The sequence below is a fragment of the Streptomyces sp. NPDC026092 genome (assembly GCF_040638605.1).
GTDB lineage: Bacteria > Actinomycetota > Actinomycetes > Streptomycetales > Streptomycetaceae > Streptomyces.
In genome coordinates, this window is the sequence record NZ_JBEZYN010000002.1 from 118,744 (window position 1) to 133,277 (window position 14,534).

The window sequence follows — 14,534 nt, forward strand, 5'->3', positions numbered from 1 at the left end:
GAACCTCTGCGGATCGCACCGCTCCGGGTGGACGTCCTCGGCCACATCTTCGAACCCGGGCCGTGGCGCGCGTCGGCCCCTCGGGTGCGACCGAGACAGCTGGGTTGTTCATCACCCTCACCATTTCACCCGAATGCTCCAGGTCAAGTACCGCCTCGCCGCGCATTCGCCCCTTCCGTGGGGGTGTTCGTCAACCGCCAGTCGTCGCCTTGCCGTTCGACGAACCCCAGGGAGTGCAGTTCGTACAGTCTGACGAGGGTGTCGTCGGGGGTGGCGCCGGACCGGTCCGCGATCTCACCCACACAGGTGGCGCGGCCCGCGGGCATCGCTTCGAGGACGCGGGCGGCGTCCGGGGCGAGCAGGTCTCTCGCCAGGACCGGGCCGCGCCGGGCGGGGGCGAGCTGGCCCATGTCCCCGACGAGTTCGATCACTTCGGCGGCCTCGGTGACGAGGGTCGCCTCGCCGCGCAGCAGTTCGTGGACACCGGCGGAGAGCCCGCTGGTGACGGGTCCTGGCACGCCCATGGTGTGCCGGCCGAGGCGGGCGGCGGCGCGGGCGGTGACCAGGGAACCGCTGCGGTACTCGGCCTCCACGACGACCGTGCCTCGGGTGAGGGCGGCGATGACACGGTTGCGGAGGATGAATCTGCTGGGCGTGGGGTGACTGGCGGGCGGCAACTCCCCGATGACGAGCCCCTGTTCCGCGACGCGCCCGATGAGTTCGGCGTGGCCGCGCGGGTAGGGGATGTCGACGCCGCAGGCGAGGACGGCGACGGTGGCACCGCGGGCGGCGAGGGCGCCTCTGTGGGCGGCGCCGTCGATGCCGAACGCGGCGCCGGAGACGACGACCCAGCCCTCTTCGGCGAGCCCGGAGGCGAGTGTGGTCGCCATGTGCGCGCCGTAGGGGGTGCAGGCGCGGGCGCCGACGACGGCGACCGAGCGCAGCGCCCAGGTCCGCAGGTCGGCGGGGCCCCGGGCCCAGAGGCCCACGGGGCGGGTGTCGCCGAGGTCGTCGAGCTGCCGGGGCCATTCGAGGTCGCCGGGGACGACGAGCCGCCCGCCCTGACGGCCGATGGTGTCGAGGTCCCGCCGCGGCTCGGCGCTCGCGGCCCGCCGGCGCCACCCGGCGACCCGTTTCGCCCCGGTGCCGGCGAACGCGTCCGGGTCGTCGACCGGGTCCCTCAGGCGCTGGAGGAAGCCCTCGGCTCCGTACTGCCGGAGCCGGCGGCCGGCGTGGACGTCACCGGGCTCGACGACCCGGGTGAGCGCGGCGCGGGCCAGCCGTTCCTCGTACGTGATCATGCGCGCTCCCCCGCTCCCACCGGTACGCCCCGGGCGATGCCGGTCCGCAGTTCGAGGGCGAGGTCGACGTCCTGGGCGTCCGGGCGGTCGTGGCCCGCGAGGTCGGCGACGGTCCAGGCGACGCGGAGAACCCGATCGAGGCCGCGCGCGGTCAGCATGCCGCGCTCGATGTCCCGTTCCGCCGCGGCGAGGGCTCCTGGGGCGACGACGAAGCGCGTCCGCAGTTCATGGCCGGGGACCTCGCTGTTGACCGTCCAGGGGGTGCCGGTCAGGCGGGCGGCCGCGCGGGCCCGGGCCTCGCGGACGCGGTCGGCGACGGCGGCCGTGGACTCCCCGCGCCCGCCCTGCCCGAGGAGGTCGGAGCGGGTGACTGGCTCGACCTCGATGCGCAGGTCGACGCGGTCGAGGAGCGGGCCGGAGAGCCGCGCCTGGTAGCGGCGGATGAGGGAGGCGGGGCACTCGCACCCCGCGCCGTGCAGGGTGTGCCGCCCGCACGGGCAGGGGTTGGCGGCGAGGGCCAGGAGGAACCGCGCGGGGAGCCGGACGACCCCGGCGGCCCGGGCGACGACCACGTGCCCGGATTCCAGCGGCTGGCGCAGGGCATCGAGCGCCTTGCCGGAGAACTCGGGCGCTTCGTCCAGAAAGAGGATGCCTCGATGAGCCAGGGAGACGGCCCCCGGACGCGGGAGTCCGTTGCCGCCGCCGACGAGGGACTGCATGGTCGCGGAGTGGTGGGGCGCGCAGTAGGGGGCGCGGCGGACGAGGGGTTCGCCGGGCGGGAGGATGCCGGCCACGGAGTGGATGGCGGTGACTTCGAGGGACTCCTGACGGGTGAGCGGGGGCAGGATGCCCGGGAGCCTTTCGGCGAGCATGGTCTTTCCGGCTCCGGGTGGCCCGGAGAGCAGTAGGTGGTGGCTGCCCGCGGCGGCCACCTCCAGGGCGCGGCGGGCCCCGTGCTGTCCGGCGACGTCGGCGAGGTCCGGTCCGTCGAGGGGGTCGGCGGTGAGGCCGGTGCCGACGCCCGCGCCGGGGACGAGGAGCCCGGCGAGCATGGCGTCCGGGCGGCCCTCCTCGGCAGGCTCGTCCTCGGGGACCGGTTCGTCGGAGAGCACGGCGATGAGCTGGCGCAGGCTGCGGACGCCGAGGACGGAGACCCCGGGCACGAGGGAGGCCTCGCCGGCCGTCTGCTCGGGGACGACGACCTGGCTGTAGCCGGCTTCGGCGGCGGCGAGGACGGCGGGCAGGACGCCCCGCACGGGCCGGACGCGCCCGTCGAGCCCGAGTTCGCCGATCAGGACGAGGTCGGCGATGCCCCGGGGATCGATCCGCTCGGCGGCCCCGAGGACCGCTGCCGCCACGGCCAGGTCGAAACCCGAGCCGCCCTTCGGGACGGACGCGGGACTGAGGCCGACGGTCAGCTTCTTCTGGGGCCACTCGGCGCCCGAGTTGACGATGGCGGCGCGGACCCGGTCGCGGCTCTCGGTGAGGCTCTTGTCCGGGAGTCCGACCAGGGTGAAGGCGGCGACTCCGGCCTCCAGGTCGGCCTGGACCTCGACGACGACGCCCTCGACGCCGACGAGGGCGACGGAGCAGGTGCGGGCGAATCCCATCTCAGGCCACCCCCTGGACGTGGGTGACGACCGCGGCGCCCCTGCGGGGCAGGACGACGCCGACGAGGTCGATGCGGATGCCGCCCTCGGGCGGTGGACCGCCGTGGCGGTCGAGCCAGCAGGCCGCGAGGCGTTTGAGCCGGTCGGCCTTGACGGGCGTGACGGCGGCCATCGGGTGCTCGAAGGCACCGGCCCGCCGGGTCTTCACCTCGCAGACGACGACGGAGTCCCCGTCCCGGGCGACGATGTCGATCTCCCCGGTCCGTCCGCAGCGCCAGTTCCGCGCCAGGATGACCATCCCGGCCGCCGTGAGCCTGCGGACCGCCAGCTGTTCTCCGTACTGCCCGAGAGCGCTCGTTGCGTTCATTCGGCACCACCTCCGGCACCGACTGTGACGCTTCGCGACGTTCCGTGTGCGGGCCGGTGGACAACCACCGGCCTGTGGAGAACCCCGTCACCCCTGCGGGTGGTTTCAGCTTCCGGGAAGCTCCAGGTCGCTCTTGTTGAGTTCCTCGATGTTCACGTCCTTGAACGTGAGTACCCGGACCTGCTTCACGAACCTCGCCGGCCGATACATGTCCCAGACCCAGGCGTCGGCCATGGACACCTCGAAGAACACCTCGCCCTGGACCGAGTGCACCTGCATCTCGTAGTCGTTGGTGAGGTAGAACCGACGCTCGGTCTCGATCACGTATTTGAACAGCCCGACGACATCGCGGTACTCCCGGTAGAGCTTCAGCTCCATCTCGGTCTCGTACTTCTCGAGGTCCTCGGCGCTCATGGCATGTTCCCCTTCAGCCGTGCGTCCACCTATTGTGCGCCAGCCGCTCGCACCGTTAAGCGATTTCCGTGGCGAGCACCAGCGGCGCACTCGGCGGTCCCTCGTCGAGCAGCCTGTGCAGCAGCTCGGCGAGTCTGGTCGGGTACACCGTCTCACGCGCCGCCGACAGTTCGGCGGAGGTCCACCACCTCAGCCCCGCGACACTGCGTTCCTCCAGCTCGGTGAGGCCGCCGGGGGCGGTCACGGTCTGGCTGGTTCGTGCCAGGTAGTACCACTCGTCCTGGTCCCAGCGCCGCCCGTCGAACGGGAAGGAGCAGATCCGCTGCCACAGGACCGGTCCGAGTTCGACGTCGGTGATCCCGGTCTCCTCGGCCAGCTCGCGCAGGGCCGCCTGCTCGCGGGTCTCGTCGCCCTCCAGGCCGCCACCGGGCGTGAACCACCAGGTCAGCTCCGGATCGTCGGGCTCGTAGCCGTGCAGGAGGAGGATGCGGTCGTCGGGATCGAGCAGCACGACCCGGGCCACCCGCCGCAGCTCCGGCCCGACGGCGTCGCCGGAACCAGCCGAATCCGCAGAGCCCACCGAGCCCTCACCACTCGTCGCACCCGTCACGCGTCCACCGTCTCTCTGCCGTTCGCCCGGCCGCCCTGGCGGCGCCCCGCGAGCCGTGCGACCGGCCCGTACGCGGCCCCGCCCAGGATCAGTACACACCCGCCGACGATCGCGTAGAAGAGCGGCTCCACGGGACCGGGTACGGAGATCCCGCCCGGCAGCGCCGCGAAGCCCGCGGGGCGCGCCACGAGGGCCGCGTCGGGCCAGGCGACGGCGTCGACCCGGGCGGTGACCGCCGAGCGCGGTACGGAGCCCTGGCCGGCCTCCTCCAGGTGCGTCCGGGAGTCCAGGGAGGTGTGCCGCTCGTCGCCGAGGAGGAAGAGCTTCCCCTCGGGCACGGTCGCCGAGAACTCCTGCCCCGAGGCGGGGGCGCCGGCCCGCGTGTACGGCTCCACGACCGGCTTGCCGTCGATGGTGAGCCGGCCGCCCTTGTCGCAGCAGGCGACCGTGTCGCCGCCGACCCCGACGACCCGCTTCACCATGGTCGATCCGCCCCAGAGCGGATCCTTGAAGATCACGATGTCGCCGCGCCGCACCTCGTCCCCGTCGATCCGCTCGGCGAGGACCTTGGAGCCGACGGCCAGCGCCGGCGTCATCGAGTCGGTGGGCACGCTGTACGGCTGGTACGTGACCGCGCCCCAGACGAACCCGCCGAGGAAGAGCACACAGCCGACGGCCACGGCCAGCCCCGACAGAACACTGCCGAGGCGGCCGCGGCCGCCTTCCGTACGTATGGTTCCGCTCATCCCAGCGCTCCCCACCTCGAAGGTCGGTACGACGATCTGGGACGGCACCCTACCCGCGCGTCACTACTCGGCGGTATGCCGAGCGGCGAGCCTCTTCCTGCGCCACAGGACCAGCGGGAGCGCGCCCACCAGGCCGACACCGGCCAGACCGGCCGCACCCGGGGCCACGGCCAGCGCCTTGTTCAGCCCCGGCTGGTCGAAGGTCTCCGGCACGGGCAGCGTCGCCCAGCGGGTGACCGGCCAGGCCACGAAGACCGCGCGGCCGACGACCTGGTCGTTCGGGACGGTGCCGCCGCCCGCCAGGTTCTGGTGGTAGCGGGAGTCCAGCGAGTTCTGCCGGTTGTCGCCCATCACCCAGATGCTGCCCTTGGGGACGGTGAGCGGCCCGAAGGGCTTGTCGCCGCAGGGCGAGGAGCCGGGGTAGATGTACGAGGTCTCGTCCAGCGCCTTGCCGTTGAGGATGACCTTGCCGCCCTCCTTGCAGGAGACCGTGTCGCCACCCACCGCGATGACGCGCTTGATCAGGTCCTTCTCCTCGGCCGAGGGCATCAGGCCGATGAAGGAGAGGAACTCCTGGAGCACGTTCGGCTCCGGGGTGGGCTCGCCCTCCAGCCAGCCGCCCGGGTCGTGGAAGACGACGACCTCGCCGCGCTCCGGCTCCGAGCCGAACCACGGGGTCAGCTTGTCGACCAGGACCCGGTCGCCACGCTGCAGCGTGTTCATCATCGAGTCGGAGGGGATCGAGAACGCCTGCACCAGGAATGTCTTGATCAGCAGGGCGAGCACCAGGGCGATGCCGATAAGGAGCGGCAGTTCCTTCCAGAAGGAACGCGGCTTCCGCGGGGCGCCGTCGCCCTCGCCGGCCTCGCCGCCCTGCCCGCCGTCACCCGCACCGTCCGAGTCGTCGCCGGAGCGGTCGGCGTCACGCCCGCCGCCGGAGTCATCCCTCATGGCCACCGACGACTCGGCGAGCTGCTCGGGCCTCTCCTCGGGCTCGTCGTGTCCGGATCGTGCGCCGACGGCCACATCCCCCACATCCACTCCTCAGTCCGTGCACATGCCTGCCCCAGAACAGGGACAGGCCCACCACTCCCATAACGAGCGGGAGTTCCGCAGGAGTCGGGAGCCAGGGCAATCCGTTCAGATTCCGCGAGGACACACTATGCGACACGCCGCTCGCGGACACAGCGCCCGAACGACCGTCCGGTACGGCCGCGAACGTGTCCGGCTCCTCCAGGCGGCGCCAGTGGCCCACCGGCCAGACGATGCCGACCGCCCGGCCGACGACGTCGTCCACGGAGATCGTTCCGCGGTCCTTCTCGTCCAGGTGGTAGCGCGAGTCGGCGGAGTCCGAGCGGTGGTCGCCCAGGACGAAGATCCGGCCCTCGGGGACCTTCACCTGGAACTTGATCTTCGAGGGCGCGTTCCCCGGGTGCAGATACGGTTCCTCCAGCGGCACGCCGTTGACCGTGACCTTCCCGTCCGCGCCGCAGCAGGCGACGGTGTCGCCGCCGACCGCCACCACCCGCTTGATCAGGTCCTGGTCGTCGGCCGAGGGCAGCAGCCCGATGAACGTCAGAGCCTGCTTGATCTGCTTCACGCCGACGGGGTCGTCGGCGGGCGCCGGGGTGTCCTGGAGCCAGTTGCCGGGGTCCTTGAAGACGACGACGTCGCCGCGCGCGGGCGTGGCGCCGAACCAGGGCGTGAGTTTGTCGACCACGACCCGGTCGTCGATCCGGATCGTCTGCTCCATCGAGCCGGACGGGATGACGAACGCCTGGACGAGGAAGGTCTTCAGGACGAGCGCGATCAGCACCGCCACGGTGATCAGGAGCGGGACCTCCTTGATCGCCGACCGCTGCCGGCGCCGCTTGACCTTGCGGGCGAGCCTGCGCCGCTCGGCGCGCCCGGGCAGCGGACGGCCGCCTTCCGTGGGCCGTGTGCCGGTGGGCAGCCGGGTGTCTGCGCGATGCCCGCCGGCCCTCCCCCGGTTACCCATGGCCGCCCGCCGCGGGCGCCGGTACGGCGTCGAAGGCACCGGTCTCGGGCACTCCCGACCAGCGGCCGAAGGGCCAGCCGATCCAGTCCGCGCGCCCGATCACCCGCTCGACGGGCACCATGCCGCCGCCCGGCTGACCGAGGTGGTCGCGGGAGTCGCTCGACTGGCTGCGGTGGTCGCCCATCACCCACAGGGTGCCCTGCGGCACCACGATGTCGAAAGGAACCTTGGAGGGCGCGTCACCCATCTGGACGTACCACTCCTCGACGGGCACGCCGTTGACGGTCAGCCGGCCGTTCTTGTCGCAGCAGACGACGCGGTCGCCGCCGACGCCCACGACCCGCTTCACGAAGTCCGTCTCGGCGGGTTCGGCGAGCCCGAGGGCCGCCGCCGCGCCGTGCAGGAGCCCGGTGACCGGGTCTTCCTCGGGGGCCTGCTGGACGAAGGAGCCGGTGCCGTCGAAGACGACAACGTCGCCCCGCTGCGGCTGGTCGCCGAAACGGTACGCCAGCTTGTTCACCAGGATCCGGTCCCCGACCTGGAGCGTCGGCTCCATGGAGCGGCTGGGGATCAGGAAGGGCTGCAGCACGAAGTGGCTCAGGAGCAGCACGAAGACGACGCAGAGGGCGCCGATGACCCCGGTGCGCCGCCAGGACACGCCGAAGCGGTCGGCGACGGTCTCGGACCGCTCGTCGGGCTCGGTGGCGGACTCGACCGGCCGCTCGTCGGCTTCGGCGGGCCCATCGACGGGCCCGCCCTGCTGCCCGTCCTGCCCGGATATACGCACGGAGCGCGACCGCTCCTCCATCCCGGAGGAGCGGTCGCGCTCCGTGTGCTGTGCTTCGGTGTCCATCGAGGGCAGAGCCTATCCGGCCGCCCTGTGAGTCAGTGCTCCGAAGCCCCGCGCGATCGGTGAGCCGGAGCTCAGTTGTCGCGCTTCTCCTTGATCTTGGCAGCCTTGCCGCGCAGCTCACGCAGGTAGTAGAGCTTGGCGCGACGGACGTCACCGCGGCTGACGAGCTCGATCTTCTCGAAGATCGGGCTGTTCACCGGGAAGGTGCGCTCGACGCCGACGGAGAACGAGACCTTGCGGACCGTGAAGGACTCGCTGACGCCCGAGCCCTGGCGGCGGATGACGACGCCCTTGAACTGCTGGATACGGGAGCGGTTGCCCTCGATGACGCGCACGTGGACGTTCACGGTGTCGCCGGGACGGAAGGCGGGGAGGTCGGTGCGGAGCGAAGCCGCGTTGACCGAGTCGAGCAGGGAGGCCATGGTGGTCTCTTTCCTCGCTGATGCCACAGGTCATCAGCGGAACGTTCGAAGAGGAGATGGAGCGTCGTGCGCACCGGGCGGGCGTCGTCCCCCTGTGGCAGGGGCGCTCGTCGGGCACACAACAGCGGCCTATTCTTCCACGGCCTCGGGCCTGCGCCAAAATCGGCCGCCGGGCTCGGGGGCCCAGCCCATCATGGAGAGGATCTCGCGGTCCTTCTTGTCGAAGGCGGCCGGGTCGCAGCGCTCGATCAGGTCGGGCCGGTTGAGCGCCGTACGCCGGAAGGCCTCGTCGCGGCGCCAGCGCGCGATCTTCCCGTGGTGCCCGCTGACGAGCACGTCGGGGATGGCGCGGCCGCGCCACTCGGGGGGCTTGGTGTAGACGGGGCCCTCGAGGAGGTTGGCCATGGCGCCGGGCGCGAAGGAGTCGTCGCGGTGGGACTCGGCGTTGCCGAGGACCCCGGGCAGCAGCCGCGCCACGGCCTCGGTGACCACCAGGACGGCGGCCTCCCCGCCGGCCAGCACGTAGTCGCCGATGGAGACCTCGTAGACCGGCATCCGGGTGGCGTACTCGTCCATGACGCGGCGGTCGATGCCCTCGTAGCGGGCGGGCGTGAAGATCAGCCAGGGGCGCTCGGAGAGCTCGACGGCGAGTTCCTGGGTGAAGGGGCGTCCGCTGGGGGTGGGGACGACGAGGACGGGGCCGTGGGCGCCCGCCTCGAAGCCGTCGGCGAGGGTCTGGTCGAGGGCCTCGCCCCAGGGCTCGGTCTTCATGACCATGCCGGGGCCGCCGCCGTAGGGGGTGTCGTCGACCGTGTTGTGCCGGTCGTAGGTCCACTCCCGCAGGTCGTGGACGTGGACGTCGAGCTGTCCACGCGCGCGTGCCTTGCCGACCAGGGAGACGTTCAGCGGCTCCAGGTACTCGGGGAAGATCGTGACGACGTCGAGCCGCATCAGGACGCGTCCTCGTCGTCGCGGGAGGAGACGATCTCGGCGCGGTCGTCGATGAGCCCGGGCGGCGGGTCGATGACGGCGCGCTGCTGCTCCAGGTCGATCTCGGTGACGATGTCCTCGACGAACGGGATCATCAGCTCGGTGCCGTCGGGCCGCTCGACGATGAAGAGGTCCTGGGACGGCAGGTGCGAGATCTCGGTGATCCGGCCGATCTCGGTGCCGTCGGCCAGCACGACGTCCAGGTCCATGAGCTGGTGGTCGTAGTACTCGTCCTCCTCCGCCGGAAGCTCGTCGGGGTCGACGTCGGCGATGAGCAGGGTGTTACGGAGGGCCTCGGCCCCGGTCCGGTCGCGTACGCCCTCGAAGCGGAGCAGGAGGCGGCCGCTGTGCACGCGCCCGATCTCGATGGTCAGGGGGCCCGCGGAGGCCGGATCGGTGGCCAGGACCGCTCCGGGGCTGAGCCTCAGCTCGGGCTCGTCGGTCCGTACCTCGACGGTGACCTCGCCCTTGATGCCGTGGGCGCGGCCGACCCGCGCGACTACCAACTGCACGTCTTCATTCTCTCCTGATCCGACGACGACGGGCCGGGGTGGACCCGAAGGCCCTCCCCGGCCCGTGCCGGTGTGTCCAACTTGCTCAGCGGACCTGGTCCACGTCGACGAGGTCGACCCGGATGCCACGGCCGCCGATGGCGCCCACGACGGTACGCAGCGCACGCGCGGTGCGGCCGTTGCGGCCGATCACCTTGCCGAGGTCGTCGGGGTGGACCCGGACCTCAAGCACGCGCCCACGACGCAGGTTGCGCGAGGCGACCTGCACGTCGTCGGGGTTGTCGACGATGCCCTTCACGAGGTGCTCGAGAGCCTCCTCGAGCATGCTCAGGCCTCGGTCGACTCGGTGGACGCGGCCGCCTCGGCCTCGTCCGCCTTCTTGTCGGCCTTCTTCGCCTTCGGGGTGATGGCCTCACCCTTGGCGTCGTCGCCCTCGAGGGTCTTGGCGAACGCGTCGAAGGAGGCGCGCTTGTCCTCCTTGGTCGCCGGCTGCAGCAGCGGCGCCGGGGCCGGCAGGCCCTTGTGCTTCTGCCAGTCGCCGGTGAGCTTCAGGATGGCGAGGACGGGCTCGGTCGGCTGGGCGCCGACGGACAGCCAGTACTGCGCGCGGTCCGAGTCGACCTCGATCTTCGACGGGTTGTACGTCGGGTGGTACAGACCGATCTCCTCGATCGCACGACCGTCCCGGCGGGTGCGGGAGTCGGCGACGACGATGCGGTAGTGCGGCTGGCGAATCTTGCCGAGGCGCTTGAGCTTGATCTTGACTGCCACTGGAGTGGTGTCTCCTGGTCTTGACGTGGTTGGGCACATGAGATGCCACGTGGGGTTGCGGTACTCGGGTGCCCGATGGACGCGTCAGCCGGAGGAGAGAGGGGTCCTATGCGACTGTCGAGTACAGCTAGCCATTGTGCCACACGACCGTGGCGCCCCTGACCCGGGCGGGTCGGGGGTCAGCCCGCCACGCCCGCTGTTTCCGGGATGCGGAAGGGCTTGCCGCAGCCGCCGCAGACGATGGGCGCCTGGGCGAGCACCGAGGGGACCACGCGCACGTTCCGCCCGCAGTCGCAGACGGCCTTCACGCGCACGCCGCCGCCGGAGGAGCCGTGACGGGCGGCGGGGCCGCGGAAGGAGCGCTTGGTGTCCGCGGCCGTCGCGACGGTGTGGGCCTTGAGCGCGCGCTGGAGCCGCTCGATCGTGGGCCGGTACCGCCGCTTCGCCTCGGGGTTGAGCGTGACCAGGGAGAAGCCGCTGCTGGCGTGCGGCTCCTCGGGGTGGTCCAGGCCCATCTCCTCGGCGATCGCGAGGAATCTGCGGTTGTGGTAGCGGCCGGCGCGTGAGGTGTCGCGGACTCCTCGGGCGGCGGCGATGCCGTGGACTGCCTCGTGGAGCAGTCGTTCGAAGGAGAGTTCGGCGCCGCAGGCGGACGAGGACTCTCCGATCAGGGACTCGGGCGCGGCAAGATCCGGCAGTTCGGGGTGGTGCCGCTGAATGTCGGCCCACGCCTGTGCCAGCTCTGCGGCGAGAACAGGTGGTGTCGTGCTCACGTCGCGTACAACGAGCCGACTCGCCCCCGGGTTCCATTCCGGGGCATCCCAAATATTTTGCACGTACCCGTCAGTTGGCATTGATGCGTCCGGACGAGGGTCAGTGCGCAGATCTGCGGAGAAGTCGCGACAGCCCGCTGCAAGCTGGTGCGTAGCGGCGCATACGCCCCGGCGCGCGGAGAGAGCTCCTGCGCGCCCCCGGGGTCGACGCAGGGACAGTACCGGGTCGTGGGTCAAGGCGGCGCACCGGCCCCACCCGGACGGCGGAAGTGGTCCGGCGCGAGCACTGGACGCGGGCACGGATCGGCAGTTCCCTGACATACGGGGGGATGTGGGCGCACGTACACGGGGGCTGTCGACCAGGCAACTGATTGGGGCGCTTTCCATGACACCTACGCTCGTCCCGCACCACCCCGCGCGCGACTGGGCCGAGATCCAGGAACGCATGCTCGTACCGCTCTACGAGGCGGTGTACGACCGGCTCGACGTGGGCCCCGGCTGCCGGGTCCTGGGGCTCGGCTGCGGCTCGGGGCTCGCGCTGCTGATGGCGGCCTCGCGCGGGGCGCGGGTGACCGGCGTGGACCGGGACCGCGCGCGCGTGGAGCTGGCCCGGGAGCGGATGCCGGAGGGGGCGGGGCACGCGCTCGTGGAGGGCGATCCCGCGGACGCGGGCGATCCGTCCCGTACTCCGTACGACCTCGTGACGGCGTTCCACACCTCGACCGGTCTGGGGCGGGCGCTCGCGGCCGTCACTCCTTTGGCTCAACCCGGCGCGGCGGTCGTGCTGGCGGGCTGGGGGCCGCCGGAGCGGTGCGCGACCTCGTCGGTCCTGCGGGTCGCCGCGCGGCTCGCGGGGAGCAGGCCGGGCTTCGGCGAGGACCTGGAGGACGTGGTGGCGCAAGCCGGCCTGAAGCCGGACGGCTCGGGGCGGGTGTCGTGCCCGTTCGGCTACGCGGACCAGGACAGCGCGGTACGGGGGCTGATGTCGACGGGCGACTTCGACGCGGCGGTCCGCGCGACGGACCCGTCCCAGGTCGAGAAGGAGATCGCGGAGGCCCTGCACCCGTACGTCCGCAGCGACGGCACGGTCTGGATGCCGAACGTCTTCCGGTACCAGATCGCCCGGGTGCCGTAGGCGCCGCGAGGCGCCCTCACCGGGTAGGTACCGAGAGGCGCCCTAACCCTCCTTTGTCAGGCGGGTGATGCCCGCCGCTCGGTACGCGGCTTCCTCTTCCAGGGTCTCGTTGGCCAGCAGGGCGGTCGCGAGGGCGTCGAGTTTGTCGCGGTTCTCGCGGAGTTGGCGGATCGCGCTCTCGTAGCACTCGTCGACGATGCGGCGCATCTCCTCCGCGACCATGTCGAGGGTCGCGGGGGCCGCGGAGAGGCCGTACGCCTGCTGGGCGTCGCCGGGGATGGCGGTGAGGCGGCCGACGCGTTCGCTCATGCCCCAGCGGCCGGCCATGCCGCGCGCGATGTTGGTGACCTGTTCCAGGTCGCTCTCGGAGCCGGTGGTCACGACCCCGTAGACGACCTGCTCGGCGGCCATCCCGCCGAGCGCGCCGATGATCCGGCCGCGCAGGTACTCCTCCGTGTACGCGTACTTGTCGGCGTCCGGCGTCGAGAGCGTGACGCCGAGGGCCCGGCCGCGCGGGACGATGGTGATCTTGCGGACCGGGTCGGCGCCGGGCTGGAGCATGCCGAGCAGGGCGTGGCCGCTCTCGTGGTACGCGGTGCGGCGCCGTTCCTCCTCCGGCATCACCAGCGGCCGTTCCGCGCCGAGCTGGACCTTCTCCAGGGCGTCGGACAGGTCGGACCGGGTCACCTCCTTCTGGCGCCGCTTGACGGCGAGGAGGGCGGCCTCGTTGGCGAGGTTGGCCAGTTCGGCGCCGGTCATCCCCGGGGTCGTGCGGGCGACCTGGACCAGGTCGACGTCCTGGGCGAGCGGGATGTCCCGGGTGTGGATCTTGAGGATCGCCTCACGGCCCCCGCGATCGGGCGGGTTGACGTGCACGATCCGGTCGAAACGGCCGGGCCGGGTCAGCGCCGGGTCGAGGACGTCGGCGCGGTTGGTGGCGGCGAGGACGATGACGCCCTCGGAGCCGGTGAAGCCGTCCATCTCGGTCAGGATCTGATTGAGCGTCTGCTCGCGCTCGTCGTGGCCGCCCATGCCCGAGCCGCCGCCGCGCGCCCGGCCGATGGTGTCGATCTCGTCGATGAAGATGATCGCCGGGGCCACCTTGCGGGCCTCGGCGAAGAGTTCCCGTACCCGCGAGGCGCCGACGCCGACGATCATCTCGATGAACTCCGAGGCCGAGGCGGAGAAGAACGGCACCCCCGCCTCGCCCGCGACCGCCCGCGCGAGCAGGGTCTTGCCGGTGCCGGGCGGACCGGCGAGGAGCACGCCGCGCGGCATCTTGGCGCCCATGTCGCGGTAGGCGGAAGGGTTCTTCAGGAAGTCGACGACATCGTTGAGCTCACCCTCGACCTCGTCGATGCCGGCCACGTCCTCGAAGGTGGTGCGCTGCTCCCCCGCCACCAGCTCCACCGGCTTGGGCGGGGCCTTGCGGCCGAGCATGCCGCCCGCGCCGCCCATCCCGGAGCTCATCCGGCGGGCGATGAAGATCCACAGGACGACGAGGAGCAGCATCGGGGCGAGCGAGATCAGCAGGTTGGCGAGGAAGCTGCGCTCCTGGACGACCGGCTCGGCGGTGACGGTGACGCCCTTCGAGGTCAGCTCGCCCCAGAGGTTGTCGTCGGCGAAGGCGGGCCGCTGGGTGACGAACTTGCTGTAGTCGCCCTTGTCCCCGTTGGGCAGCGGCTGTTTGTTCTTCAGCTCGCCCTGGATGGCGTCGCCCTTGGAGTAGATCTTGGTGACGTTGCCGGCGTTCACCTGCTTGCTGAACTCGGTGTACGAGATCGTCGGCTCGTCGCCCCGGTTGAAGAACGACAGCACGAGGTTGGCGAGCAGATAGACGACGAGGGCGGTGAGGATGAGGCCGCCCCAGCCGCCGGGCATCTTCTTCTTCGCCGGCGGGGGCGGCGGCGCCCCCTCAGAGCGCCAGGGCTGGTCGGTCCGGTCGCGCGGGGGTACGGAGTTGGGCACGCTGCTCTCCTCATACCGACGTCAGGCCCGGCCCCCAGTATCGAGAGGGCGTCCGATCCCGGC

Annotated in this window: 17 protein-coding genes; 1 reads left to right on the top strand and 16 read right to left on the bottom strand. The window is 71.9% G+C overall.

Annotated elements, in window-relative coordinates; all coding sequences use genetic code 11:
• Nucleotides 1-143: 143 nt before the first annotated feature.
• The 15 genes from dprA to AB0F56_RS03250 form a co-directional block, all read right to left on the bottom strand.
• On the bottom strand, nt 144-1,301 hold the full coding sequence (dprA, locus tag AB0F56_RS03180; RefSeq protein ID WP_362003381.1) for a DNA-processing protein DprA: 1,158 nt from the start codon (nt 1,299-1,301) through the stop codon (nt 144-146).
• Nucleotides 1,298-2,911: a YifB family Mg chelatase-like AAA ATPase gene (locus AB0F56_RS03185; protein WP_362003383.1), complete on the bottom strand. Its 1,614-nt coding sequence runs from the start codon at nt 2,909-2,911 to the stop codon at nt 1,298-1,300. The genes dprA and AB0F56_RS03185 overlap by 4 nt, the downstream gene beginning before the upstream one ends.
• 1 nt (nt 2,912) lies before the next feature.
• Nucleotides 2,913-3,278 carry a YraN family protein gene (locus AB0F56_RS03190; protein ID WP_362003385.1) on the bottom strand — a complete coding sequence of 122 codons (366 nt, stop codon included), beginning with the start codon at nt 3,276-3,278 and terminating at the stop codon, nt 2,913-2,915.
• A 105-nt stretch (nt 3,279-3,383) separates the two neighbouring features.
• Nucleotides 3,384-3,692, bottom strand: a complete 309-nt coding sequence (locus tag AB0F56_RS03195; RefSeq protein ID WP_005311352.1) for a DUF2469 domain-containing protein — start codon at nt 3,690-3,692, stop codon at nt 3,384-3,386.
• Nucleotides 3,693-3,747: 55 nt separating this feature from the next.
• Nucleotides 3,748-4,272 (bottom strand): NUDIX hydrolase, encoded by a 525-nt coding sequence (locus AB0F56_RS03200; RefSeq protein WP_362004017.1) that lies wholly within the window; start codon nt 4,270-4,272, stop codon nt 3,748-3,750.
• Nucleotides 4,273-4,298: 26 nt separating this feature from the next.
• On the bottom strand, nt 4,299-5,048 hold the full coding sequence (lepB, locus tag AB0F56_RS03205; protein WP_362003387.1) for a signal peptidase I: 750 nt from the start codon (nt 5,046-5,048) through the stop codon (nt 4,299-4,301).
• A gap of 63 nt (nt 5,049-5,111) precedes the next feature.
• Entirely contained in the window at nt 5,112-6,074 is a 963-nt protein-coding gene (gene lepB / locus AB0F56_RS03210) for a signal peptidase I (protein WP_362004019.1), read from the bottom strand.
• Nucleotides 5,989-7,047, bottom strand: a complete 1,059-nt coding sequence (lepB, locus tag AB0F56_RS03215) for a signal peptidase I (RefSeq protein WP_362003389.1) — start codon at nt 7,045-7,047, stop codon at nt 5,989-5,991. Before lepB (AB0F56_RS03215) ends, lepB (AB0F56_RS03210) begins: the two co-directional genes overlap by 86 nt.
• Nucleotides 7,040-7,900 (bottom strand): signal peptidase I, encoded by an 861-nt coding sequence (gene lepB / locus AB0F56_RS03220; protein WP_362003391.1) that lies wholly within the window; start codon nt 7,898-7,900, stop codon nt 7,040-7,042. The genes lepB (AB0F56_RS03215) and lepB (AB0F56_RS03220) overlap by 8 nt, the downstream gene beginning before the upstream one ends.
• A 71-nt stretch (nt 7,901-7,971) precedes the next feature.
• Nucleotides 7,972-8,322, bottom strand: coding sequence for a 50S ribosomal protein L19 (rplS, locus tag AB0F56_RS03225; protein ID WP_362003393.1), 351 nt, complete (start codon nt 8,320-8,322; stop codon nt 7,972-7,974).
• A 129-nt stretch (nt 8,323-8,451) separates the two neighbouring features.
• Nucleotides 8,452-9,273, bottom strand: coding sequence for a tRNA (guanosine(37)-N1)-methyltransferase TrmD (gene trmD / locus AB0F56_RS03230; protein ID WP_362003395.1), 822 nt, complete (start codon nt 9,271-9,273; stop codon nt 8,452-8,454).
• On the bottom strand, nt 9,273-9,824 hold the full coding sequence (gene rimM, locus AB0F56_RS03235; protein WP_362003397.1) for a ribosome maturation factor RimM: 552 nt from the start codon (nt 9,822-9,824) through the stop codon (nt 9,273-9,275). Before rimM ends, trmD begins: the two co-directional genes overlap by 1 nt.
• An 85-nt stretch (nt 9,825-9,909) precedes the next feature.
• The gene (locus AB0F56_RS03240; RefSeq protein ID WP_005311361.1) at nt 9,910-10,149 is read right to left on the bottom strand and encodes an RNA-binding protein; all 240 of its coding nucleotides are present in this window, start codon (nt 10,147-10,149) and stop codon (nt 9,910-9,912) included.
• A gap of 2 nt (nt 10,150-10,151) precedes the next feature.
• On the bottom strand, nt 10,152-10,595 hold the full coding sequence (rpsP, locus tag AB0F56_RS03245; RefSeq protein ID WP_362003399.1) for a 30S ribosomal protein S16: 444 nt from the start codon (nt 10,593-10,595) through the stop codon (nt 10,152-10,154).
• 179 nt (nt 10,596-10,774) lie between these two features.
• Nucleotides 10,775-11,368, bottom strand: a complete 594-nt coding sequence (locus tag AB0F56_RS03250) for a hypothetical protein (RefSeq protein WP_362003401.1) — start codon at nt 11,366-11,368, stop codon at nt 10,775-10,777.
• 385 nt (nt 11,369-11,753) lie between these two features.
• Between AB0F56_RS03250 and AB0F56_RS03255 the strand changes: the two genes are divergently transcribed.
• Nucleotides 11,754-12,503, top strand: coding sequence for a class I SAM-dependent methyltransferase (locus AB0F56_RS03255; protein ID WP_362003403.1), 750 nt, complete (start codon nt 11,754-11,756; stop codon nt 12,501-12,503).
• 42 nt (nt 12,504-12,545) lie between these two features.
• Here the strand turns inward: AB0F56_RS03255 and ftsH are convergent, their stop codons facing one another.
• Nucleotides 12,546-14,471, bottom strand: a complete 1,926-nt coding sequence (gene ftsH / locus AB0F56_RS03260; RefSeq protein WP_362003404.1) for an ATP-dependent zinc metalloprotease FtsH — start codon at nt 14,469-14,471, stop codon at nt 12,546-12,548.
• Nucleotides 14,472-14,534 lie beyond the last annotated feature (63 nt).

Coding starts and splice junctions, on each gene's coding strand:
- AB0F56_RS03185 (WP_362003383.1), bottom strand. CDS start 2,911: ATGGGATTCGCCCGCACCTGCTCCGTCGCCCTCGTCGGCGTCGAGGGC.
- AB0F56_RS03240 (WP_005311361.1), bottom strand. CDS start 10,149: ATGCTCGAGGAGGCTCTCGAGCACCTCGTGAAGGGCATCGTCGACAAC.
- AB0F56_RS03190 (WP_362003385.1), bottom strand. CDS start 3,278: ATGAACGCAACGAGCGCTCTCGGGCAGTACGGAGAACAGCTGGCGGTC.
- lepB (WP_362003387.1), bottom strand. CDS start 5,048: ATGAGCGGAACCATACGTACGGAAGGCGGCCGCGGCCGCCTCGGCAGT.
- trmD (WP_362003395.1), bottom strand. CDS start 9,273: ATGCGGCTCGACGTCGTCACGATCTTCCCCGAGTACCTGGAGCCGCTG.
- lepB (WP_362003391.1), bottom strand. CDS start 7,900: ATGGACACCGAAGCACAGCACACGGAGCGCGACCGCTCCTCCGGGATG.
- AB0F56_RS03255 (WP_362003403.1), top strand. CDS start 11,754: ATGACACCTACGCTCGTCCCGCACCACCCCGCGCGCGACTGGGCCGAG.
- dprA (WP_362003381.1), bottom strand. CDS start 1,301: ATGATCACGTACGAGGAACGGCTGGCCCGCGCCGCGCTCACCCGGGTC.
- rplS (WP_362003393.1), bottom strand. CDS start 8,322: ATGGCCTCCCTGCTCGACTCGGTCAACGCGGCTTCGCTCCGCACCGAC.
- lepB (WP_362003389.1), bottom strand. CDS start 7,047: ATGGGTAACCGGGGGAGGGCCGGCGGGCATCGCGCAGACACCCGGCTG.
- AB0F56_RS03195 (WP_005311352.1), bottom strand. CDS start 3,692: ATGAGCGCCGAGGACCTCGAGAAGTACGAGACCGAGATGGAGCTGAAG.